The sequence below is a fragment of the Actinomadura sp. ATCC 39365 genome, assembly GCF_054392275.1.
This window is the reverse complement of the sequence record NZ_CP184335.1, coordinates 3559076-3580037: the sequence shown is the minus strand read 5'-3', so window position 1 is coordinate 3580037 and position 20962 is coordinate 3559076. Positions and strand designations below refer to the sequence as shown.

18 protein-coding genes are annotated in these 20962 nt (G+C 73.5%); 9 read left to right on the top strand and 9 right to left on the bottom strand.

The window, feature by feature from the left end:
* Positions 1-175 precede the first annotated feature (175 nt).
* The 4 genes from ACNF49_RS17780 (at position 176) to ACNF49_RS17765 (ending at position 4902) form a co-directional block, all read left to right on the top strand.
* The gene (locus ACNF49_RS17780) at positions 176-1189 is read left to right on the top strand and encodes a S8 family peptidase (protein ID WP_357965608.1); all 1014 of its coding nucleotides are present in this window, start codon (positions 176-178) and stop codon (positions 1187-1189) included.
* 72 nt (positions 1190-1261) lie between these two features.
* Positions 1262-1822, top strand: coding sequence for an RNA polymerase sigma factor (locus ACNF49_RS17775; protein ID WP_352357697.1), 561 nt, complete (start codon positions 1262-1264; stop codon positions 1820-1822).
* Positions 1819-2280, top strand: a complete 462-nt coding sequence (locus tag ACNF49_RS17770) for a hypothetical protein (RefSeq protein WP_357965611.1) — start codon at positions 1819-1821, stop codon at positions 2278-2280. The genes ACNF49_RS17775 and ACNF49_RS17770 overlap by 4 nt, the downstream gene beginning before the upstream one ends.
* A 69-nt stretch (positions 2281-2349) precedes the next feature.
* Complete coding sequence (locus ACNF49_RS17765; RefSeq protein ID WP_482944379.1) at positions 2350-4902, top strand: CHAT domain-containing protein; 2553 nt, start codon at positions 2350-2352, stop codon at positions 4900-4902.
* 13 nt (positions 4903-4915) lie between these two features.
* Here ACNF49_RS17765 and ACNF49_RS17760 read toward each other — a convergent pair whose 3' ends face one another.
* The 4 genes from ACNF49_RS17760 to ACNF49_RS17745 all read right to left on the bottom strand — a co-directional run bounded on the left by ACNF49_RS17760 (position 4916) and on the right by ACNF49_RS17745 (position 10286).
* Positions 4916-5728, bottom strand: a complete 813-nt coding sequence (locus ACNF49_RS17760; RefSeq protein ID WP_482944378.1) for a sulfurtransferase — start codon at positions 5726-5728, stop codon at positions 4916-4918.
* Positions 5725-6837, bottom strand: coding sequence for an alkaline phosphatase family protein (locus ACNF49_RS17755; RefSeq protein ID WP_357965620.1), 1113 nt, complete (start codon positions 6835-6837; stop codon positions 5725-5727). The genes ACNF49_RS17760 and ACNF49_RS17755 overlap by 4 nt, the downstream gene beginning before the upstream one ends.
* A gap of 92 nt (positions 6838-6929) precedes the next feature.
* On the bottom strand, positions 6930-7520 hold the full coding sequence (locus ACNF49_RS17750) for a DUF5998 family protein (RefSeq protein ID WP_352323634.1): 591 nt from the start codon (positions 7518-7520) through the stop codon (positions 6930-6932).
* A gap of 96 nt (positions 7521-7616) precedes the next feature.
* Entirely contained in the window at positions 7617-10286 is a 2670-nt protein-coding gene (locus tag ACNF49_RS17745) for a bifunctional acetate--CoA ligase family protein/GNAT family N-acetyltransferase (RefSeq protein WP_482944377.1), read from the bottom strand.
* Positions 10287-10453: 167 nt separating this feature from the next.
* Here ACNF49_RS17745 and ACNF49_RS17740 point away from each other — a divergent pair, with 167 nt between their 5' ends.
* Positions 10454-11347 carry a carbohydrate kinase family protein gene (locus ACNF49_RS17740; RefSeq protein ID WP_357965626.1) on the top strand — a complete coding sequence of 298 codons (894 nt, stop codon included), beginning with the start codon at positions 10454-10456 and terminating at the stop codon, positions 11345-11347.
* A 51-nt stretch (positions 11348-11398) separates the two neighbouring features.
* Here ACNF49_RS17740 and ACNF49_RS17735 read toward each other — a convergent pair whose 3' ends face one another.
* Entirely contained in the window at positions 11399-13486 is a 2088-nt protein-coding gene (locus tag ACNF49_RS17735) for a RecQ family ATP-dependent DNA helicase (RefSeq protein ID WP_357965628.1), read from the bottom strand.
* Positions 13487-13641: 155 nt separating this feature from the next.
* Here ACNF49_RS17735 and ACNF49_RS17730 point away from each other — a divergent pair, with 155 nt between their 5' ends.
* Positions 13642-14469, top strand: coding sequence for a hypothetical protein (locus tag ACNF49_RS17730; RefSeq protein ID WP_482944376.1), 828 nt, complete (start codon positions 13642-13644; stop codon positions 14467-14469).
* On the opposite strand, the gene ACNF49_RS17725 is transcribed toward ACNF49_RS17730, so the two are convergent.
* Positions 14459-15295 (bottom strand): TauD/TfdA dioxygenase family protein, encoded by an 837-nt coding sequence (locus tag ACNF49_RS17725; RefSeq protein WP_357965634.1) that lies wholly within the window; start codon positions 15293-15295, stop codon positions 14459-14461. The two genes, ACNF49_RS17730 and ACNF49_RS17725, sit on opposite strands and share 11 nt — an antisense overlap.
* Before the next feature lie 132 nt (positions 15296-15427).
* Between ACNF49_RS17725 and ACNF49_RS17720 the strand changes: the two genes are divergently transcribed.
* A complete protein-coding gene (locus ACNF49_RS17720) occupies positions 15428-17920 on the top strand; it encodes a DNA gyrase/topoisomerase IV subunit A (protein ID WP_482944375.1) in 2493 nt (830 codons plus the stop codon).
* A gap of 91 nt (positions 17921-18011) precedes the next feature.
* Here the strand turns inward: ACNF49_RS17720 and ACNF49_RS17715 are convergent, their stop codons facing one another.
* Entirely contained in the window at positions 18012-18383 is a 372-nt protein-coding gene (locus ACNF49_RS17715) for a VOC family protein (RefSeq protein ID WP_498702602.1), read from the bottom strand.
* A gap of 54 nt (positions 18384-18437) precedes the next feature.
* Here ACNF49_RS17715 and ACNF49_RS17710 point away from each other — a divergent pair, with 54 nt between their 5' ends.
* On the top strand, positions 18438-19004 hold the full coding sequence (locus ACNF49_RS17710; RefSeq protein WP_482944374.1) for a thioredoxin family protein: 567 nt from the start codon (positions 18438-18440) through the stop codon (positions 19002-19004).
* A 6-nt stretch (positions 19005-19010) separates the two neighbouring features.
* Here ACNF49_RS17710 and ACNF49_RS17705 read toward each other — a convergent pair whose 3' ends face one another.
* Positions 19011-19331, bottom strand: a complete 321-nt coding sequence (locus tag ACNF49_RS17705) for a hypothetical protein (protein WP_482944373.1) — start codon at positions 19329-19331, stop codon at positions 19011-19013.
* Between the two features lie 139 nt (positions 19332-19470).
* Here ACNF49_RS17705 and ACNF49_RS17700 point away from each other — a divergent pair, with 139 nt between their 5' ends.
* The gene (locus tag ACNF49_RS17700) at positions 19471-19965 is read left to right on the top strand and encodes a beta-class carbonic anhydrase (RefSeq protein WP_482944372.1); all 495 of its coding nucleotides are present in this window, start codon (positions 19471-19473) and stop codon (positions 19963-19965) included.
* Here ACNF49_RS17700 and ACNF49_RS17695 read toward each other — a convergent pair.
* The gene (locus tag ACNF49_RS17695; RefSeq protein WP_482944371.1) at positions 19946-20962 is read right to left on the bottom strand and encodes a cytochrome d ubiquinol oxidase subunit II; all 1017 of its coding nucleotides are present in this window, start codon (positions 20960-20962) and stop codon (positions 19946-19948) included. The two genes, ACNF49_RS17700 and ACNF49_RS17695, sit on opposite strands and share 20 nt — an antisense overlap.

The window sequence follows — 20962 nt, the reverse complement described above, 5'->3', positions numbered from 1 at the left end:
GGACCTCCCGTTTCGGTACGAGGTGCGCCTTCCCCAACGGCCTCGCCCCGGGATGATCACAAGTGACTAGGGGAAGACTACCGTCGGTCGCCATCGGACACCAGAGGGGGGCCATACCAAGTTGGTGCGGGCGTGTCACGTGACAGTTGTGGCGGGCGGGGAAACATACCGGCTCATGGACATGCAATCTGTCGGCGAGGCGTTCATCCGGCCAGGTCAGGTGCTGGTCGACCGGGGCGCGGTGTCGGCCGCCGCCCGCTGGACGCAGGCGGTCTCCGAGGCCGACGGGGTCACCGTCCTGCACCTGTCGGCCGGGGTGGACCCGTGCGAGATCACCGCCGAGCTGCGCGACCGGGGCTTCCGGGCCTCACCCAACCACGTGCTCACCGGACAGCCGCTGTTCTTCGGCGGGCCGGCGTCCCGGCCGTTCCCCACGCCGCCGGTCTCCTTCCGGCCGGCCAGGTCGCGTTCGGAGGTGGTCGTGGCCCTGCTCGACACCGGCGTGGCCAAGCACCCGTGGTGGTCGGGCAGCGACTGGTACGCCAGGCTCGGCCCGGAGAGCGCCGACGCGGCCCAGGGGGCGCAGGCCGGGCACGGCACGTTCGTGGCCGGCCTGCTGACCCGCCGGGCGCCGGGCGCCAGGCTGCGGGTCCGCCGGGTGCTCGACGGCGACGGCCTGGGCGACGAGGCGACCGTGGTGCGCACCCTCCACCGCATGCGCGAGGACCCGCCCCAGGTGCTCAACCTCTCCTTCGGCTGCCACTCCTTCGACGACCGGCCGCCGCCCCTGCTGTCCGACGCCATCGGCGCGCTGAAGGACACGGTGACGGTGGCCTGCGCCGGCAACACCGCCTCCGACCGGCCGTTCTGGCCCGCCGCCCTGCCGTGCGCGGTGGGCGTGGCGGCCCTCGACGCCGCCCAGGAGCGCCGCGCGCCCTTCTCCGGGTACGGCACCTGGGTCGACGCCTGCGCCCGCGGCGACTGGCTGACCAGCAGTTTCCTGGACACGGGCGAGTTCGCCGGCTACGCGGCCTGGAGCGGCACGTCGTTCGCCACCGCACTGGTGTCGGGGGCCGTGGCCGACGCCGCCCGGCGCGAACCGGCCAAGGAAGCCGTCGAACGACTGCTCGACCCCCGGCAGTCCCGGCAAATTCCCGATCTGGGAGTTCTCGTACCCACGAGTCTGTAGAGTTTACGCTCAGTCCTCGACCAATCACGCGGAGGCAGGATGACCTCCCCGTTCGGGACGAAAGGAGGCCGCATGAGCGACTTGCGCGATCCGGCGGAGCTGCTCCGCGACGCGGCCGACGGCGACCGATCCGCCTGGGACGAGATGGAGTCCCGGTTCGGCCCGCGCATGTGGGCGCTGGCCCGTTCGTGCGGGCTGGGCGAGGCCGACGCCGCCGACGCGGTCCAGGGCGCCTGGCTGCGGCTGCTCCAGCACATGCACGACATCCGCGACCCCTCGCGGGTGGGCGGCTGGCTGATGACCACCACCCGCCGTGAGGCGCTCCTGCTGCTGCGGAAGGAGCCGTCGGGCCTGCTGGTCGCCGATCCGGAGGGCAGGCCCACCTTCGGGGCCGTCGAGGAGCCCGACCCCGCGTCCGCCGTGCTGGAGGCCGACGGCAGGCGTCTGCTGTGGAAGTCGGTCTCCGCCCTGCAGGAACCCTGCCGCACTCTGCTGCAGCTGGTCGCGACCGATCTCGGAAACCAGCAGATGGCGATGCGGCTCGGGTTGCCCGTGGGCAGCGTGGGGCCGACCAGGGCCCGCTGCCTGGAGAAACTGCGCACTCTGCTCTCACTACAGGAGACAGCGCAATGATCAACGACGAGTACTTCCTGGCCGCGCTCCGGCTGGCCGCCGGCATGGATCCGATGCCCGGGCACGTGTCGGCCGCCGCGCGTGACATCTACGGGCTGCGCGTTCCCCAGGCGGTGACCGCCAACCCAGCCGACCACGGCGGGGGCCGCGCCGCGCGGTCCGGTGCGCCCGACCGCGACGACGGCTCCCATCTGGTGCGGTTCGTCACCGACGGTCTCACCTTCGACCTGGAGGTGACCGTGGGCGACGGGCTGATCGACGTCGCCGGGCAGATCTTTCCCGATCCCGGGGAGGGCGCCGTCATCGACGTGCGCACCCCCCACCTGACGCTCACCCGGCAGGTCACCCAGAACGGCCGGTTCGCCGCCACCGGGCTGCCGCCCGGATGGCTGAGCGTCGTGTACCACCGTCCCGGTCACGCCCCCGTCCAGACCAGGTGGGTGCGCATCCGGCCGTGACGCCGCCGCCGCCCAGGCACGCGCCCGCGCCGTACGCCCCCACCCCTCCTCCCCGCCGGTCAGCCCGCCATGAGCGTCACTTCTCCCCCACCAGGATCAGCAGCCGACCACGGTCCGCTCGTCGAGGCGGCCGAGGCCGCCGTGCTGCGCGCGCACGTCGATCCCGAGCAGGCCCTTTACGCCGGCCGCACCGTCCTGGCCGCCGCCCGCCGCGCCGAGGCGCCCGAGGCCGAGGCGATCGCGCTGCGCGCCATGGCGCTGGCCGCCCGCGAGCTGGGCGATCTCCTGGCCGCCGAACACTGCCTGCGGCAGGCCATCGCCATCCCGGGCGCTCCGGCCGAGCGCCAGGCCCAGGCGCGGCTGTCGCTGGTCACCGTGCGCACCGAGCGCGGGCACCCGCTCCAGGCCCTGCGCGTGGCCGCCCTGGCCTGGGCCTACCTGTCGCCGCTCGACCGCGCCAAGCTCGACACGCAGCGCGCGGTCGCCCTGGCCCACCTGGGCCGCCACCAGGAGGCCATCGCCGCCTGCGACCGGTCGCTGCGGGCCCTCGTGGCCGCGCCCGGCACGGTCGACGACCGGCGGTTCCTGGCCGGCGGCCTGCTCAACCGCGGCCTGATCCACGCCTACCGCGGCGACTGGGACGCCGCCATGCGCGACATCGCGGCCTGCCTGCAGATCGCCCAATACGCCGGCCTGCGCCACCTGGCCCGGCTGTCGGCCGCCAACCTGCCGTTCCTCGCCGTGCGGCGGGGGGACATCGCGGGCGCGTTCGAGCACTACCGGGAGGCCGAGGACACCCTGTTCGGCTTCCCCGAGCGGCTGGCCACGATGCGGGCCGACTTCGCCGGCGCGCTGCTGGCGGCGCACCTGCCCGGCGAGGCCAGGGCGATGCTGAGCCTGGCCGTGCCCGATCTGGAGTCGTCCGGCGCGCAGGTGGCGCTGGCCGAGGCGCGGCTGAAGCTGGCCCAGGTCGAGCTGCTCACCGGCGACCCCCACCGGGCGCGGCAGGTGGCCGAGCAGGCGGCGCGCGAGCTGGCCGAGCAGGAGCGGCTGTCGTGGCTGCCGCTGGCCGGCGAGGTCGTCCTGCGCGCCCGGCTGGCGCTCGGGCCGGTCACGTCCGAGCTGGTCACCGATCTGATCAGGTGCGCCGACGAGCTGGAGGACGTCTCCTCGCACGTGGCCGCCGCCGCGGCGCTGCGGCTGAGCGCGGCCGAGGCGGCGCTCTCCGTCGACGACCACCCGGTGGCCTCGGCCCAGCTGCGCAGGCTCACCCGGCACGCCGAGCGCGCCGAGCGCTGGGTGCCGGCCGGCACCCGCCTGACCTCGCTGGCCCCCGAGCCGCAGACCACGCAGCTCGCGCAGATCCCGGCGACCGTACGCCAGCATGCCCTGGCTCTGGAGGCGGCGCTGCGGGAGGACGTCACGGGGGCGCTGCGGGCGGTCCGCGACGGGCTGGCCGAGGTGAGCGGGCAGGTGGAGACGTTCGAGGATCCGGCGCTGCGGGCGCACGCGGCCCGGTCCGGGGAGCGGCTGGCCGCCTTCGGGCTGGGCCTGGCGGTGCGCGACGGGTGCGCGGGCGAGGTGTTCGAATGGGCCGAGCGGTGGCGCGCGGTCGCGGCGCCGGAACACGCGTGCGGCCTGGTGGAGATCGACCGGGTCCGGGCGGCGCTCGACGGCGCGGCGCTGGTGGAGTTCGTGGCCGACGAGGAGACGCTGCTGGTGGTGCTGATCACCGCCGACCGGCTGATCCTGCGGCGGCTGGGCGACGTGCGGCAGGCGCGTGAGGCGATCATGCGGCTGCGCCACGCCCTGCGTCAGTGGGGTGCGGGGCTCGACGTGGCCGGTCCCGCCCAGGCGCTCACCGAGCTGACCGACGCCGGCGCGGAGCTGGAGCGGCTGCTGCTGGGGCCGCTCGTGGCCGAGCTGGGTGACCGGCCGCTGGTGGTGGTGCCGGTGGGGCCGCTGCACACCCTGCCCTGGGGTGCGCTGCCGGGGCTGCGTGAGCGTCCCGTGAGCGTGGCGGCGAGCGCGGCGGCGTGGGTGGGCGCGCGGCGGCGGGCCCGCGTGCGGGAGGGAGCGCCGGTGGTGCTGGCGGCGGCCGGGCCCGAGCTGGCGCACGCGGAGGAGGAGGTGGCCCGCGTGCTGGCCTGCCATCCGGGCGCGCGGGCGGTGCCCGGCCGCAGGGACGACGTGCTGGCGGCGCTCGGCGAGGCCGACGTCCTCCATCTGGCCGCGCACGGCGCCTTCCACGCCCGCAGCCCGCTGCTGTCCGGCATCACCCTCGGCGACGGGCAGCTCATGGCCTACGACCTGCTGGGCCTGCACCGCGCGCCGGAGCTGGTCGTGTTGTCGGCGTGCAACTCGGGCATGGCCCGTACGCCGGCGGAGGGGGCGCCGCTGGGGCTGCCGGGCACGTTCCTGGCGCGCGGGAGCTCGTGCGTGGTGGCGGGGATGGTGCCCATCGGGGACGAGGCGGCGATGGCCATGATGGGCGCCTTCCACGAGCTGCTGGCCGCCGGGCAGGCGCCGGACGCGGCTCTGGCCTGCGCGTCGGCCAAGACCGGCCTGCTGGGGTTCGTCTGTTTCGGGGCGGGCGACCGGCCGCTCCACCCGGCCGGCTGACCGCGTTCCGGCCTCAGCCGGTGGCCACCGGGCGGGCCGGGTCGGCGACCCAGTTCGACCAGGAGCCGACGTAGAGCGCCGCGGACACGCCGGCCAGCTCCAGGGCCAGCACCTCGTGGGCGGCGGTGACCCCCGACCCGCAGTAGGCGCCCACCGGGACGCCCTCGCGCACGCCCAGCCCGGCGAAGCGGTCGCGCAGGACGGCGGGGGCGAGGAACCTGCCGCCCTGGTCGACGTTGCCGGTCGTGGGCGCGTTCACCGCGCCGGGCACGTGCCCGGCCACCGGATCGACGGGCTCGACCTCGCCCCGGTACCGTTCGGCGGCGCGGGCGTCGAGCAGCACGCCCTCGGCGGCCACCGTGGCGGCTTCGTCGGCGGTCAGCGTCGGCATGCCGCCGGGCCTGGCGGTGAAGTCGCCCGGCGCGACGTCGGGCTCGTCCTTCGTGACCGGCAGGCCGGCCTCGGCCCAGGCCGCCAGGCCGCCGTCGAGCACGCGTACGGACCGGTGGCCGAAGTAGCGCAGGGCCCACCAGGCGCGGGCGGCGGTCGTGGAGCCGGCGTCGTCGTAGACCACGACCGGGCGACCGTCGGACACGCCCAGCGCGCGCATGGCCCGCTGGAACTCCTCGGCGCCGGGCAGCGGGTGGCGGCCGGCGGGGCCGGGGGGCGCGGCGAGGTCGGCGTCGACGTCGCAGAAGACGGCGCCGGCGAGGTGCCCCTCGCGGTAGAGCTCCACGCCGGGCGGGCCGCCGAGCCGCCAGCGCACGTCGAGCACGGACACGTCGGGCAGCGCGGCGAGCTCGGCGGGCGTGATCAGCGCACTCATCGGGTGGATACCTCCAGCAGCGGGACGTTGAGCTCGGCGGCGGTCAGCGAGCCGTGGTAGCCGGTGAACAGCGCCTCGATCGGATGACGGGTGGGGGCGGTGACGGCCAGACCGGCGCGCGGCACGGCCACGACGTCGCCGATGCGGCCCAGCCACGCCTCGCGCACCCGGGGCCCGAACCAGCCGGACTCGACCGCCTCCTGCCTGGACACTACCCAGGCGCGGTCGCCGAGGGTCGCGCGCCACGCCTCCAGGACGTGCCCCGCGGCTCCGGGCTCGGCGTAGACGTGCCTGGCCCGGGCCTCGCCGCCGAGCAGCGCCACGCCCTCGGTCAGCGCGGGCACCCGCTCGGCGTCGATCTTCTCGGTGGCGTTGACCATGCCGTGGTCGGCGGTGACGTAGAGGGCCGTACCGGGCGGCAGGGTCTCGGCCAGCCGCCGGGCCAGGCCGTCGACCACGGCGAGCTCGCTCAGCCACTCCTCGCCACCCCATCCGGCCAGGTGGCCGACGGCGTCGAGCTTGCCGTAGTAGGCGGTGACGTGGGTGCGGGGCGCGGCGCGCAGCACCTCGCCGACGCGGGCGACGATGTCGTCGACGCCGTCGGCGGCCACGTAGCGGACGCCGCGGTAGACGGCCCTGGTCAGGCCGGAGCCCTCGAACTCGGCGGGGGCGACGTAGACGGCGTCGACGCCCTGGGCGGCGGCGCGCTGGTAGACGGTGGGAGCGGGCTGCCACTCCTCGGGGTCCATCGTCAGGCCGCCGGGAAGGGTCCAGCGCAGGCAGTTGAACAGGTGGCCGGTGCCGGGGACGGCCAGCGTCAGGCCGACCATGCCGTGCTCGCCGGGGGTCAGGCCGGTGCCGAGCGAGCACAGGCTGGTGACGGTGGTGGCGGGGAAACCGGCGGTGAGGGTGCGGGCGGGCAGGGCGGACAGGAAGGGGGCGGTCTCGGGGTGGGCGCGGAGCAGCTCGGCCCCCAGGCCGTCGACCAGGAGCAGGCAGACGCGCGCCGCGGGGTCGAGGGCCAGCGGGTTGGGCTCGGTCAGGCCGAGGGCGGCCAGCAGCGAACCGGGGAGGTCCGCCAGCGACCCGGAGCCGTAGTCCGGCAGCATCCCCACATCCTAGTGGCCGGGGGTGGTCAGGCGGCGGCCCTGACGGTGACCGGGCGCGGCCGGGCGATGCTCCGAACGGCGGGCCGTCGTGGTCAGGCGGCGGCTCGGGCGGTGGCCTCGGACAGGGCCTTGGCGAAGGCCAGCACGTGGGTGACCGCCTCGGGGCCGTCGGCCGCCTCGCTGACCCGCAGCGACAGGTCGTCGGCCGTGATCGCGCCGGTGTAGCCGTGGTCGGCGTCGCAGTTCTCGTCGCCGCAGGTGGCGGGCTCCAGGTCGACGTGGGAGATGGCGCCCCAGCCGATGGTGAGGGTGACCTCCGTGGGCGGGACGCCGGGCACGTAGGAGGCCGGGTCGGGCACCACGCGGGTGACGGCCACCGACTGCACGCGGCTCAGGCGGACCGCCTCGGTGGTCGTGGACGCGTGGGAGGCCGAGACGCCCTCGACCGCCGGGTGTTCGTCGGTGTGGCAGACCAGCAGCCTCGTCGTCGACAGCACCAGGACGGTGACGTGCCTGCGGACCTCCATCGCGGGATCGAAGGTGGCCTCGTGGTGGACCACGAACGCGGTCACGGCCTCCTTGCCCAGCGCGGATTCGACCGCATCGGTGACGAGGTCGGGGTAGTAGCCGCTGCGCTCGATCGCTTCACGCAGGCCCGCGGCTGAGACTCGGGTTTCCCTCATGCCTCCATCCTGCCAGGGCCGCGCAGTGCACTCACCCGCCAGACATAACGCTCTATCAACGTCTTTGTCTAGACATGAACGACATTGTGGGCGTGGTCAGGAGAGCCGTCTCGGGCCGCCGTCCAGGCGTGGTCCGGCCGGGGTGCGCAGGGTGGCGCGGGCGCCCAGGATCAGCACCTCCGACTCCCCCACCAGCACCTGGTCGAGGTCGAGCCGGGCCACCTGCGGCAGGTCGTTGGCCAGGCGGCCCACGCGTACGAGCAGCTCCTCCAGGGCGGGGACGGCGACGGGCGGGTAGCCGTACTGGCCGAACAGCAGCGGGGCCGCGCGTACGGAGCGCACCAGGGCGGCGGCGTCCTCGCCGGTCAGCGGGGCCAGCCGGAAGCCCTGGTCGAGCAGCAGGCGGGCGGTGACCTCGCCGAGCCCGAACGAGACCACCGGCCCGAACGCGCGGTCCTCGACGACCCCCACGACGGTGGGCACGGCCGGCTGCGGCGCCATGCGCTGCACGGCCAGCTCGACCCGCTCGCCGAGCTGGTCGGCGAACTCGGCGTAGGCGTGGCGCACCATCTCGGGACCGGTGAGCCCCAGGCGTACGGTGCCCGCGCGGCGCGAGGCGCCCGGGTCGGCCACCTTGAGCACCACGGGCCAGCCGAGCCGTTCGGCGGCGCCGACGGCCTCCTCCGGCGAGCGGACGACCTCGGCGGGCCAGACGGTCAGCCCGTAGGACGACAGCAGCTCGGTGGCGTCGATCTCGACCGGCGGGCCGGGCTCGGCGAACCCGCCCGGCTCCTCCCCCGCCGGGGCCGGGGCGCCGGACAGCGCGGCCAGCACCAGCTCTCGGGCGCGGGCGGTGTCGAGGCCGTCGAGCTCGGGCGGCGGCACGGCCGGATGCGCCCGCCAGGTGGCGTACCGCACCACGTGGGCCAGGGCCCTGACCGCCTCCTCCGGCGCCGCGTACGACGGGATGGAGCCCCGTGCGGGCGTGCCGCCGGAGCCGCTGGGCACGCGCAGCGACGGATGCATGCCGAGATGCCCGCGGAACGTGGCCAGCACCGGCTTGGCGGACCCCTGCGAGACGCGCAGCAGCTCGGCCGCCACCTCGTCCGACTCGCCGGGGATCGGCGGCATGTAGATCACGACGGCCGCGTCGACCTCCTCGGCGGCCAGCTCGCCGGCGAGCGCCGCGCCGAACTCGGCCGGCCCGGCCGCGGCGCCCAGGTTGACCGGCGGGCGCGGTTCGAGGCCGGCCGCCAGGCAGGAGTCGGCGGCCAGCAGGCCGAGGGCGTCGGAGTTGGTCACGAGCGCGACCCTGGGCCCGGCGGGCAGCGGCTGGTAGGCCAGCAGCTGGCCCACGTCGAAGAGCTGGATGAGGTCGTCGACCCTGATCAGGCCCGCCTGGGCGAACAGGGAGCTGATCGCGGAGTCGGGCAGCCCGAGCTCCTCGGCCGAGTGGCCGGCCGGGGTGCCGCCGCTCTTGACCACCACGATCGGCTTGTTGCGCGCGATGCGCCTGGCCAGCCGGGTGAACTTGCGCGGGTTTCCCAGCGACTCCAGGTAGAGCAGGATCACCTCGGTTGCGGCGTCCTCCTCCCAGTACTGCAGGAGGTCGTTGCCCGAGACGTCGGCGCGGTTGCCGGCCGAGACGAACGACGAGATGCCCATGCCGCGCTGGGCCACGCGCTGGAGCAGCGCGGTGCCGAGCGCGCCCGACTGGCTGAAGAAGCCCACCCGGCCGCGGCCCGGCACGGTGGCGGCCAGCGTGGCGTTGAGCTTGACGGCCGGGTCGGTGTTGGCGATGCCCAGGCAGTTGGGGCCGACCACGCGCAGGCCGTAGGAGCGGGCGATGCGGGCCAGCTCGTCCTGCCGGGCGCGGCCGGACGCGCCGGTCTCGCCGAACCCGGAGGAGACCACGACCAGCCCGTGGACGCCCTTCTCGGCGCACTCCTTGACCACGTCGAGGACGCCCTCGGCGGGCACGGCCACGACCGCCAGGTCGACCTCGCCGTCGATCTCGGTCACGCTCGGGTAGGCCCGCACGCCCGCGACGGCCCGCACCTGGCGGTGGACGGGGTAGACCGGGCCGGTGAAGTCGGCCGCCAGCAGGTTGCGCAGGACGGTCTGGCCGACGCCGCCGGGCTCGCGCGAGGCGCCGATGACCGCGACCGAGCCGGGGGCCAGCAGGCGCGCGATCGACCGGGACTCGGCCCGGTGCTCGCGCGAGGTCGTCACCTCGGCCGAGGTCTCGGTCGGGGTCAGGTCGAGAGTCATGCGGACGACGCCGTCGGCGAACTGGCTCTGCGCGGTGTAGCCGGCCTGGCGCAGGACGCCCATCATCTTCATGTTGGCGGGCAGCACGTCGGCGACGAACCGCTCGATGCCGCGCTCGCGGGCCGTGGCCGCCAGGTGCTCCAGCAGGACGGAGGCCACGCCCCTGCCCTGGTGGGCGTCCTCGACCAGGAAGGCGACCTCGGCCTCGCCCGGCTCGGTGCGGTCGTAGCGGATGACCGCGACCATCTCGGCGCCGATGGTGGCGATGAGGGCCACGCGGTTGTCGTAGTCGACGTTGGTGAAGCGCTCGACGTCGCGGTCGGACAGCCGGGGCCGGGGGCCGAAGAACCGGAAATAGATCGACTCGGCCGACAGACGGGAGTAGAAAGCACGGAGACGGTCGGCGTCGGCGGGCCTGATGGGGCGCACGTGCGCGGTGCCCCCGTCGGCCAGGACGACGTCGGCCTCCCAGTGAGCCGGATACTGTGCCTCCACGCCACGAGCGTAAACCCGCATCCCACATGCCAAGACCGGTGGGCCTCTTGGGCAACGCTTGTGCATCGACTGCTGCCCGGTGTCCGGGGTCAGCCCCACGAACAGCCCGGAAGCTGTTAGTTTTGCCGTGGCCAGGGTCGTTCTGAAGGCAGCAAGGTGGTGGCATCATGACGCGGGTCGTCGTGGTGGGCGATCTCATGACCGACGCGGTCGCGCGCGCCCGTTACGCGCTCGCCCGCGCGAGCGACACGCCCGCGATCGTGACGATGCACGGCGGCGGCTCCGGCGCCAACATCGCCTCGTGGCTCGCCGTCGAGGGCGCGGAGGTGGCCTTCATCGGCCGCCGGGGCGCCGACATCACCGGCCGCAACCGCGACATGGAGCTGATGGGCTACGGCGTCGACGCCCGGCTCGTCATGGATCCCGAGCGGCCCACCGGCACCTGCGTGGTGCTCGTCACGCACAAGGGCGAGCGCACGATGCTCTCCGACCCGGGCGCCAACGCCGCCCTGTCCCCCGAAGACCTGCCGCGCGACCTGTTCACCTCGGGCGCCCACCTGCACCTGTCGGGCTACACGCTGGTCAACGAGGGCTCGCGCGACGCCGGCCTGGCGGCGCTCGACATGGCGCGCCGCACGGGCATGTCGATCTCGGTCGACTGCGCCTCCTCGGCGCCGCTGGAGCGCACGGGCGCCGAGCCGTTCCTCGAATGGACCAACGGCGCGAAGCTGCTGTTCGCCAACATCGACCAGGCCAAGGTGCTGACCGGCCGCGACGACGCCGAGGCCGCCGCCAAGGTGCTCACCGCGTGGTTCCCGCAGGTCGTCATCAAGATGAACGCCGAGGGCGCGCTGTGGTTCAGCAACGGCCGCCCCGACCCGGTCCGGGTGGCCGCCGAGCCGGTCGACAAGATCGTTGACGGCACGGGCGCGGGCGACGCGTTCTCGGCCGGGTTCCTGCCGCCGTGGCTGGCCGGCAAGCCGCCGGCCGAGTCGCTGGCCGCCGGGTGCCGGCTCGCCGCCAAGGCCATCATGCACCTGGGCGCACGCCCGCCGTTCTGACCCGCTCCCCGGCCGGGCTTCTCCTGCCCCGGCCGGGCTTCCTCTCGCCGGTCAGGACGTGGTGGCCAGCGCGAGCGGCAGCACCGCCGGCGCGCCCGCGTGCCGGATCAGGGCCGCCGCCAGGGTCATCGTCCAGCCCGTGTCGACGCGGTCGTCGATCAGCAGCACCGGGCCGCCGCACTGGGCGATCGCGACGCCGAGGTCTTTGGGCATCGCCAGCGTGCCCCTGATCGCCTGGACGCGCTTGGCGCTGTTGAACTGCCGGCCGGGCGACCCCGCCCGGTAGCCCAGCTCGCCCAGGTAGGTCAGCCGGCCCACCTGGGCCAGCCGTTCGGCGAAGCCGCGCACGAGCTGCGGGCGCGTCGCCGACGGCACGTTGACCACGGCCACCGGCCGTTCCTGCCAGCCCCAAGCCGACAACACCTGGACGACGGCCTTGAACATGTCGTCGGCCATCGGCCCGTCGGCTCCGGCGAGCAGCTCGCGCAGCCGGTTGCCCCAGCCGATGTCGGTCAGCCGGCCGAGCGCGCGGCCGGGCTCGGCGCCCAGCTCGGGCTTGATCCTGCCGGACAGGTCGGCCAGGCCGGTGGGCCACTGCCTGCGCGCCTCGATCTCGACGCCGGGCCTGCTCAGGCGTTCGCGGGCGGTCTCGACGGCCTGGGCGGCGATCTCCGGCGAGCGGTGGCGGCCGGTGCAGTTGTCGCAGCGGCCGCAGGGCGTGGCGGTCTCGTCGTCGAGGTGCCTGCGCAGGTACTGCTCGCGGCACTCGTCGGTGGTCAGGTAGCGCAGCATGGCGTCCTGCTCGGCCTTGCGCTCGGCGGCGATGCGGGCATAGCGCTCGGCGTCGTAGGCCCAGGGCTCGCCGGTCGACTCCCAGCCGCCCTTGACCCGGCGCACGGCGCCGTCGACGTCGAGGACCTTGAGCATCATCTCCAGGCGGCTGCGGCTCAGGTCGACCGCGGTCTCCAGGGCCTGGGTGGACATCACGCCGCCCTGTTCGAGCGCCTGCAGCGTGGCGCGCACGACGGGCTCGGGAGGGAAGGCCAGGGAGGTGAAGTAGGCCCAGATCTCGCGGTCTTCCGTGCCGGGCAGCAGGATGACCTCGGCCCGCTCGACGCCGCGCCCGGCCCGGCCGACCTGCTGGTAGTAGGCGACGGGCGACTGCGGCGCGCCGACGTGCACGACGAAGCCCAGGTCGGGCTTGTCGAACCCCATGCCGAGCGCGCTCGTGGCGACCAGCGCCTTGATCTTGTTGTTCAGCAGCGCCTCCTCCGCGGCCAGCCGCTCGGCCGGGTCGGTCTGGCCGGAGTAGGCGGCCACCTCGTGGCCCTGCTCGCGCAGGTAGCCGGCGATCTCGTGGGCGGCGGCGACGGTGAGCGTATAAACGATGCCGGAACCCGGCAGCTCGCGCAGGGTCTGGGCCAGCCAGGCCAGGCGCTGCTCGGCCGAGGGCAGCTGGACGACGCTCAGGTGGAGGCTCTCGCGCTCCAGCGGGCCGCGCAGCACGAACGTGCCCTCGCCCATCTGCTCGGCGACGTCGCGGGTGACGCGGGCGTTGGCCGTGGCGGTGGTGGCCAGCACCGGGATGCCGGGCGGCAGCTCGTCGAACAGCGTGGCGAGCCGGCGGTAGTCGGGCCGGAAGTCGTGGCCCCAGTCGGAGATGCAGTGGGCCTCGTCGACGACCACGAGCCCGGCACTCTCGGCCAGCTCGGGCAGCACGTTGTCGCGGAAGTCGGGGTTGTTGAGCCGCTCGGGGCTGACCAGCAACACGTCGACCATGCCCTCGGCGACCTGGCCGTAGATCTCCTCCCACGCCTCGGGGTTGGCGGAGTTGATCGTGACGGCCCTGATGCCGGCGCGCTCGGCGGCGGCGATCTGGTTGCGCATGAGGGCGAGCAGCGGCGAGACGATGACCGTGGGGCCCTCGCCGAGCTCGCGCAGCAGGGCGGTGGCCACGAAGTAGACGGCGGACTTGCCCCAGCCGGTGCGCTGCACGACGAGGACCCTGCGCCGGTCGAGCACGAGCGCCTCGATGGCGGACCACTGGTCGTCGCGCAGCCGGGCGTGGTCGCCGGCCAGGGCTCGCAGCCGCTCCTCGGCCTCTTCGCGCAGCATCGCCGCGTCGGGGGCTTCAATCATGCCCCCCTTATTACCAGCTTCCACCGACGGAACAGGCCCACCGCGCGTCTCCGACCGGTCGAAGGGCCGGAAGGCGCGGGCCCCGCCGTCCGGAACCGGGGGGCCGGACGGGACGTTGAGCAGTCGTCAAGCGCTTTCGCCCCCCAGGAGGGCTGATGACGGGGCTTGTCCACACCCCGGTCGTACCGGCGGCGACGCGTCGCCGGAGGAGCACGAAAGATCACTTCGAGATGATGGCCCGGGTGGTGCTGGCCGTCATGATCCTCACCACGGCGGGCTGCGCCGGGACCGACGTGAAGGCGTCCTACCACCCCGCCTTCCTGCCGGTGAAGCTGGAGTGGGGCAGCGACGGCGTCGTGCGGCTCTCGGGGGAGACCTCGCTGGTCACGCCGGTCGGCGTCTTCTCGATCGGCGCCGAGTACAACCTGCCCGAGGCCGACGACGACGCCTTCTACGTGGTCGTCCGCGACGCCCGCAAGAGCCCGGACAAGCCGGACGTGGCGGGCTTCGACCACATCTACAAGGTCAACAGCGGTTCCGGCGAGTTCATGGCCGTGGTGAACGGCACGGCCGTGATCCAGGTCGTCCGCCGGCAGGTGCTCATCGACGTGACGAACGGCACCGTGCAGACCATCGAGTTCAAGAACGCCCAGGCCGCCGTCAAGGAGCGGTCGGCGGGCGTCGGGGAGCGCTGGCAGGAGTACTGGGACACCTCCTTCTACTCCCCCATGGCGCTGTCGAGGTGGGCCTACGACGACTCCACGATGTCGAGCTGGTTCGGCCTGGGCTTCCTGTGGTTCCTGGTGCGCCTCGCGCTGGCGATCGTGCTGGGGATGGTGGACGTGCTCCTCGTGGTCGGGTGCACGCTCGCCGCCGTGGCGTACGTGCTGTTCGGCCCGACCGGACGCAACATCGTCTACGGCGTGGAGGTGCTGCTGTTCCTGTTCTTCGCCCTGTCGAGCTGGGCCTCGCTCAGGCTGTGAGTCGCTCCTTGTCCGCGTGCTCGGGGAAGGCGTTGATCGTGACGCGGTGCATGCGGCGGCGTTCGGTGTAGTCGGCGACCGCATAGTGCTGGGTGGGGCGGTTGTCCCAGAAGGCCAGCGTGCCGGGACGCCAGTTCAGCCTGCACTGGTACTCGGGCGAGCGGATGTGGTCGATGAGCAGCGGCAGCAGGGCCTCGTTCTCGCGGTCGCTCAGCCCCACCAGGCGGGTGGTGGACGCGCGGTTGACGAACAGGGCCTTGCGCCCGGTCTCGGCGTGCACGCGGACCACCGGGCGCTCTATCGGCGGCCATTTGGCCTGGATCTCGGCCAGGTCGAACGGGTGCCCCTTGGAGATCGCCTTCTTCATCGACATCGTGATGTCGTGCACGGCGGTCAGCTCGTCGCACAGCCGCTGGATCGACGGCGACAGCGTCTCGTAGGCCAGGTAGGTGTTGGCCCAGCAGGTGTCGCCGCCCACGCTCGGCAGTTGCATGCAGCGCAGCAGCGAGCCCATCGGCGGCGTGGGCTCGAAGGTGTTGTCGCTGTGCCATTCGTCCCCGCCCTCGCCTTTCGGGGAGGTCTGGTCGAGGACGTGGATCGGGCTGCCGGAGTCCTTCTTGAACGCCGGATGGTTGAGCGTGCCGAAGTTGAGGGCGAACTGCAGGTGCTGCTCGTCGTCGATGTGCTGGTCGCGGAAGAACAGCACCAGGTGCCTCAGCCATCCCGCGCGCAGGGTCGCGACGTCTTCCGGGGAGAGGGGTTTGCGCAGATCGACCCCGGTGACCTCGGCGCCGATGTGCTTGGTCACGGGATGGAACTCGATCATGGCGGAGCCTCCGGAGGCGGGGGGACGGGGTCCTCGCCTCCGACGTTAAGACCCAAGCAATTGCTTGGTCAAGACCAGGGCGGCGCGCCGACGAGTCGCGGGCACCCGAGTCTCTTCGGCACAATGTTCGACATGGCCCGACGTACGACTGCACCCCCGCCTGAGGACTTCGAGGAGCGGATCGTCGACATCGACGTCTCCTCGGAGATGCGCAAGAGCTATCTCGAGTACGCGTACTCGGTGATCTACCAGCGGGCTCTGCCCGACGCTCGCGACGGCCTCAAACCGGTGCAGCGGCGCATCCTCTACTCCATGAGCGAGATGGGCCTGCGTCCCGACCGCGGCCACGTCAAGTCCTCGCGCGTCGTCGGCGACGTCATGGGCAAGCTCCACCCCCATGGCGACAGCGCCATCTACGACGCGCTCGTGCGTCTGGCGCAGCCGTTCTCGATGCGCCTGCCGCTGGTCGACGGCCACGGCAACTTCGGCTCCCCCGACGACCTGCCCGCCGCCATGCGGTACACCGAGGCCAGGCTGGCCCCGGCGGCGATGCTCATGGTGGAGTCGCTCGACGAGGACACCGTCAACTTCAAGCCCAACTACGACGGCCAGGAGACCGAGCCCACGGTCATGCCGTCGGCGTTCCCCAACCTGCTGGTCAACGGCACCACCGGCATCGCGGTCGGCATGGCGACCAACATGGCGCCGCACAACCTCGCCGAGGTCGTGGCCGCCGCCCGCCACCTGATCAAGAAGCCCGACGCCACGCTCGACGAGCTGATGAAGTTCGTGCCCGGCCCCGACCTGCCGACCGGCGGCTCGATCATCGGGCTGCAGGGCGTGCGCGACGCCTACGAGACCGGGCGCGGCACGTTCCGCATGCGGGCCAGGTGCGCGGTCGAGCAGATCACGCCGCGGCGCAAGGGCATCATCGTCACCGAGCTGCCCTACAACGTCGGCCCCGAGCGCGTGGTCACCAAGATCAAGGAGCTGGTGACCAGCAAGAAGCTCCAGGGCATCGCCGACCTGAAGGACCTCACCGACCGGCACAAGGGCCTGCGCCTGGTCATCGAGATCAAGAACGGCTTCATCCCCGAGGCCGTCCTGGAGGAGCTCTACCGGCTCACGCCGATGGAGGAGACCTTCGGCATCAACAACGTCGCCCTGGTCGACGGCGAGCCGCGCACGCTCGGCCTGCGCGAGCTGCTGCAGGTCTACGTCGACCACCGGCTGGAGGTCGTGCGGCGCAGGTCCGAGTACCGCCGGCGCAAGCGCGAGGAGCGCCTGCACCTGGTCGACGGCCTGATCATCGCGCTGCTCAACATCGACGAGGTCATCCAGGTCATCCGTTCCTCCGACGACTCGGCGCAGGCCCGCGCCCGGTTGATGGAAGTCTTCGACCTGACCGAGATCCAGGCCGCCTACATCCTCGACACGCCGCTGCGCCGGCTGACCAGGTTCGACAAGCTGGAGCTCGACCAGGAGAAGGAGACGCTGAGCGAGGAGATCGCGGCGCTCACCGAGATCCTGTCCTCGGAGGCGAAGCTGCGGCAGGTGGTCTCGGGCGAGCTGGCCGAGGTGGCCAAGAAGTACGCCACGCCGCGCCGTACCGTGCTGCTGGAGGCGCCGGGCGTGGCCCGCACGCCGGTGGCCTCGCTCCAGGTGGCCGACGACCCGTGCTGGGCGCTGCTGTCCTCCACGGGGCTGCTGGCCCGCACCTCCGACGCGGCTCCGCTGGCCGGTGAGGGCGATCGGTCGGCGCACGACGTGCTGGTGTCGGTGGCGCGCACGTCCGTACGCGGCGAGGTGGGCGTGGTGACGTCCTTGGGCCGGTTGATCCGGGTCCAGGTGGTCGACCTGCCGACGCTGCCGCCCTCGGCCAACCCGCCGACGTTGTCGGGCGGCCATCCGGTCTCCGAGTTCGTCTCGTTGCAGCCCGACGAGAAGGTCGTCGGCCTCGGCTCGCTCGACCCCGACAGCCCCGGGCTGGCGCTCGGTACGACCCAGGGCGTGGTCAAGCGGGTGGTGCCCGACTACCCGGCCAACCGCGACGACTTCGAAGTGATCACCCTCAAGGACGGCGACACCGTGGTGGGCGCCGCCGAGCTCGACTCCGAGGACCACGACCTGGTCTTCATCTCCTCCGACGCCCAGCTCCTGCGTTACCCGGCCTCGCTGGTGCGTCCTCAGGGTCGTCCGGCCGGCGGCATGGCCGGCATCCGGCTCGACGACGGCGCCCGGGCGATCTGGTTCGGCGTGGTCGACCCCTCGCGCCCGGCGCAGGTGGTCACCGTGGCCGGGTCCTCGACGGCGCTGCCGGGCACGCAGGTCGGGGGCGGCAAGGTCTCCGACTACGCCGAGTTCCCGCCCAAGGGCCGGGCCACCGGCGGCGTGCGGGCCCAGCGGTTCCTGAAGGGCGAGGACGAGCTGCTGCTCGCCTGGGCCGGCCCCGCGCCCGCCAAGGCCGTGTCGGCGGTGGGCAAGCCGGTGCCGCTGCCGGAGGAGATCGGCCGCCGCGACGGCTCCGGCGTGCGTCTGACGCACACCATCGGCGCCGTCGGCGGCGCCCTGGCCGCCGGACCGGAGGCCGACGCGCCGCCGCCGCCGGCGGCCGCGCAGGAGTGATCCCCGGCCGGCGGAGGGCGGCCTCGGCCCCCCTCCGCCGGCTCCGGGCTCCCTGAACGGCGTGGAGGCCCGTGCGGGAGCGGGCGTCCGGTCAGTCGCGGCAGAGGCAGAACGTGTGGCCGGCGGGGTCGAGGAAGACCCGGAAGCTGTCGTCCTCGCTCGGCTGCCGCTCGTGCTTGGTCGCGCCGATCTCCAGCACCTGCCGCTCGGCCTTGTCCATGTCGGTGACGGTGACGTCGATGTGGAGCTGCTGCGGCCGGTCGCCCTCCGGCCAGGTCGGCGGCCGGTGGCCGGGCACGCGCTGGAAGGCCAGGCGCTTGGGCGAGCCGCCGTCCTCGACGACCACCCAGGTCTCGTCCTCGTACGTGACGGGCCAGCCGAGCAACCGCGAGTAGAACTCGGCGAGCGCCCGGGGCTCCGGGCAGTCGAGGACCGTCGTACGGAACTCCGCGATGCCGGTCATCATTCACCTCCTGGACTTGTTTCGCCGGCATCCCGGCCGACGAGAATGAAGGTCATGGCCGCCAATTCGTTCATGGTCCCCCTGGGCACCCCCGCGCCCGCCTTCGACCTCACCGCCATCGACGGCGGCAGCGTCTCGCTCGCGGACCTCAAGGGCTCCCCCGCCACGCTCGTGGTCTTCCTGTCCAACCACTGCCCCTACGTACGGCACCTCGAGACGGGCCTCGGCACGCTGGCCGCGGGCTACGGCTCCAGGCTGTCGGTCGTGGGCATCTGCAGCAACGACAGCGTGAACTACCCCGACGATGATCCCACACACCTTGCCGAACAGGCCCGGCGCGCGGGGTTCCCGTTCCCGTACCTGCTGGACGACACCCAGGACGTCGCCAAGGCCTACCGCGCGGCCTGCACGCCCGACTTCTTCCTCTACGACGGCGATCTGCGGCTCGTCTACCGGGGAGAGTTCGACGGGTCGCGGCCGGGCAACTCGGTCCCGGTGACCGGCTCCTCGCTCCGGGCGGCGATCGACGCGCTGCTCGCGGGCGATCCCGTCCCGGCCGACCAGCGCGCCTCGATCGGCTGCGGCATCAAGTGGCGGCCGGGGAACGAGCCCGCGGCCTGACCGCCGTCAGGCGGAGGTGGCGGCCTCGATGGCGGCGGGCAGGGCGAGCAGGAGTTCGTGGGGCTCGCCGCCGGTCCACGACCGGATCAGCCGGACGCCGGCCTCCCCCGGGTCGAACTCCTCGCAGCCGAGCGGCCCGTAGCAGCCCGCCTGGTCGAGCATGAGGACGATCGGGTCGTCCTCGGGCAGGCCGGCGGCGTACGCGGCGGTGTCGAGCAGGGCCAGCGCGCATCTGGCGTTGCGCCCGTCGTCGTTGGACTCCACACGGTCGAGGCGGCGCCGGGCCTGAGCGCGGAGATACGCGGCGAGCGATTCGGACCTACTCACGACTGACCTTCTTCGACGGCGTACAGATGGTGACGACATCATCACTCAAGGTGAGTGAATTTCGTGGGACCTTCGGGAACTCGCGCCAGTCGCCACCCCGGAAAGCATCATCTTTGGGACGTAAGGGAAGATCTGAGGCATGACTGCGTTCGACGACCTGTATGCCGCCAACGCGAAGTACGCCAAGGACTTCGGCGACTCCGGGCTCACCGGCCGGGCAGCCCGCGGGCTTGCCGTGGTGACCTGCATGGACTCCCGCATCGACCCGCTGGGCCTGCTGGGCCTCCAGCCAGGCGACGCCAAGATCCTGCGCAACGCCGGCGCGCGGGTCACCGACGACGTACTGCGCACGCTGGTCCTCGCCGTGTACCTGCTCGGCGTCGAACGCGTCCTGGTCATGCCGCACACCGACTGCGGGATGACCAAGGTGACGGACGCCGACGTGCACGAGCTGACCAGCGCCCGCGGCGTGGACACCCGCAGCCTGGAGTTCCACACCGTCCCCGACCAGGGCGAGGCGCTGCGCCACGACCTCACGCGCATCCGCTCGACCCCGTTCCTGCCCGCCGACATGCCGGTGACGGGCGCGATCTACGACGTGCGCACGGGCCTGCTCACGCCGGTCGGCGACTGACCTCGCCGCGCTCGCGCTGGAAGGTGGCGTACAACCACCACAACGACGGGACCAGCAGGACCGCGCCGGCGGCCAGCGAGCCAAGGCTGGCCCCCAGCACCGCGTCGGTGGCCGCGGCCTGGTCGAGGGTGAGGCCGGGGAGCAGCACGGGGTACTGCCCCACGCCCCAGCCCCACAGCAGCCCGGTCACGGCCAGCGCGGCGCTGAGGCGTACCGCCAGATAGGCCCGCCGCCACAGCAGCACCAGCGAGGCCAGCCCGGCCAGCACCGACAACGCCAGCAGCGGCAGGGCGCGGCCGGTGGTCAGCTCGGCGAACAGGGCGGGCGCGTCGGCGCGCAGCACGAGCAGGCTCACCGCCGCCAGCACGCCGACCACCGCGCCGCAGCCCAGCGCCCGCCGCCGGAACTCCTCGGCCAGGTCCTCCTGGCCGCCGCGCCGGGCGTCGCGGGTCAGGTAGACGGCGGCCAGGTACGCGGCCGTGCCGACGCCCAGCGCGCCGACCGCCATCGACGTGGGGTTGACCCAGCTCCCGACCAGGTCGCCCTTGGCGATGCCGGGCGGCACCCGTCCGGAGGCGATGCCGCCCGCCGCGGCGCCGAGGAAGAACGGGGTCACCACCGAGGAGAAGGCGAAGGTGGCGCCGAACAGCCGCCGCTGCCAGAGCCGCGCGGAGACCTTGCGGAACGCGAACGCCGCGCCGCGCCCGATCACGCCCAGCGCCACCAGCGTGAGCGGGATGTAGAGGGTGGAGGCCACCGAGGCGAACACCGCCGGCACGCCGGTCCAGGCCAGCACGATCACGAAGATCAACCACACGTGGTTGGCCTCCCAGACCGGGCCGATGGAGTGCTCCACCAGGTCCCGCCGCCGCCGGCCGCGCTCGGCGCCGCCCGCCAGCAGGTCCCACACGCCGCCGCCGAAGTCGGCGCCCCCGAACAGGACGTACGCCGTCAGCCCGATCCACAGGACGGCCAGCATGATCTGCGGCAGCGGCAT

What these genes read in the sequence shown, in the direction of transcription:
- ACNF49_RS17780 (WP_357965608.1), top strand. Translation starts at nt 176, where the DNA reads ATGGACATGCAATCTGTCGGCGAGGCGTTCATCCGGCCAGGTCAGGTG.
- ACNF49_RS17775 (WP_352357697.1), top strand. Translation starts at nt 1,262, where the DNA reads ATGAGCGACTTGCGCGATCCGGCGGAGCTGCTCCGCGACGCGGCCGAC.
- ACNF49_RS17770 (WP_357965611.1), top strand. Translation starts at nt 1,819, where the DNA reads ATGATCAACGACGAGTACTTCCTGGCCGCGCTCCGGCTGGCCGCCGGC.
- ACNF49_RS17765 (WP_482944379.1), top strand. Translation starts at nt 2,350, where the DNA reads ATGAGCGTCACTTCTCCCCCACCAGGATCAGCAGCCGACCACGGTCCG.
- ACNF49_RS17760 (WP_482944378.1), bottom strand. Translation starts at nt 5,728, where the DNA reads ATGAGTGCGCTGATCACGCCCGCCGAGCTCGCCGCGCTGCCCGACGTG.
- ACNF49_RS17755 (WP_357965620.1), bottom strand. Translation starts at nt 6,837, where the DNA reads ATGCTGCCGGACTACGGCTCCGGGTCGCTGGCGGACCTCCCCGGTTCG.
- ACNF49_RS17750 (WP_352323634.1), bottom strand. Translation starts at nt 7,520, where the DNA reads ATGAGGGAAACCCGAGTCTCAGCCGCGGGCCTGCGTGAAGCGATCGAG.
- ACNF49_RS17740 (WP_357965626.1), top strand. Translation starts at nt 10,454, where the DNA reads ATGACGCGGGTCGTCGTGGTGGGCGATCTCATGACCGACGCGGTCGCG.
- ACNF49_RS17735 (WP_357965628.1), bottom strand. Translation starts at nt 13,486, where the DNA reads ATGATTGAAGCCCCCGACGCGGCGATGCTGCGCGAAGAGGCCGAGGAG.
- ACNF49_RS17730 (WP_482944376.1), top strand. Translation starts at nt 13,642, where the DNA reads ATGACGGGGCTTGTCCACACCCCGGTCGTACCGGCGGCGACGCGTCGC.
- ACNF49_RS17725 (WP_357965634.1), bottom strand. Translation starts at nt 15,295, where the DNA reads ATGATCGAGTTCCATCCCGTGACCAAGCACATCGGCGCCGAGGTCACC.
- ACNF49_RS17720 (WP_482944375.1), top strand. Translation starts at nt 15,428, where the DNA reads ATGGCCCGACGTACGACTGCACCCCCGCCTGAGGACTTCGAGGAGCGG.
- ACNF49_RS17715 (WP_498702602.1), bottom strand. Translation starts at nt 18,383, where the DNA reads ATGACCGGCATCGCGGAGTTCCGTACGACGGTCCTCGACTGCCCGGAG.
- ACNF49_RS17710 (WP_482944374.1), top strand. Translation starts at nt 18,438, where the DNA reads ATGGCCGCCAATTCGTTCATGGTCCCCCTGGGCACCCCCGCGCCCGCC.
- ACNF49_RS17700 (WP_482944372.1), top strand. Translation starts at nt 19,471, where the DNA reads ATGACTGCGTTCGACGACCTGTATGCCGCCAACGCGAAGTACGCCAAG.
- ACNF49_RS17695 (WP_482944371.1), bottom strand. Translation starts at nt 20,962, where the DNA reads ATGCCGCTGCCGCAGATCATGCTGGCCGTCCTGTGGATCGGGCTGACG.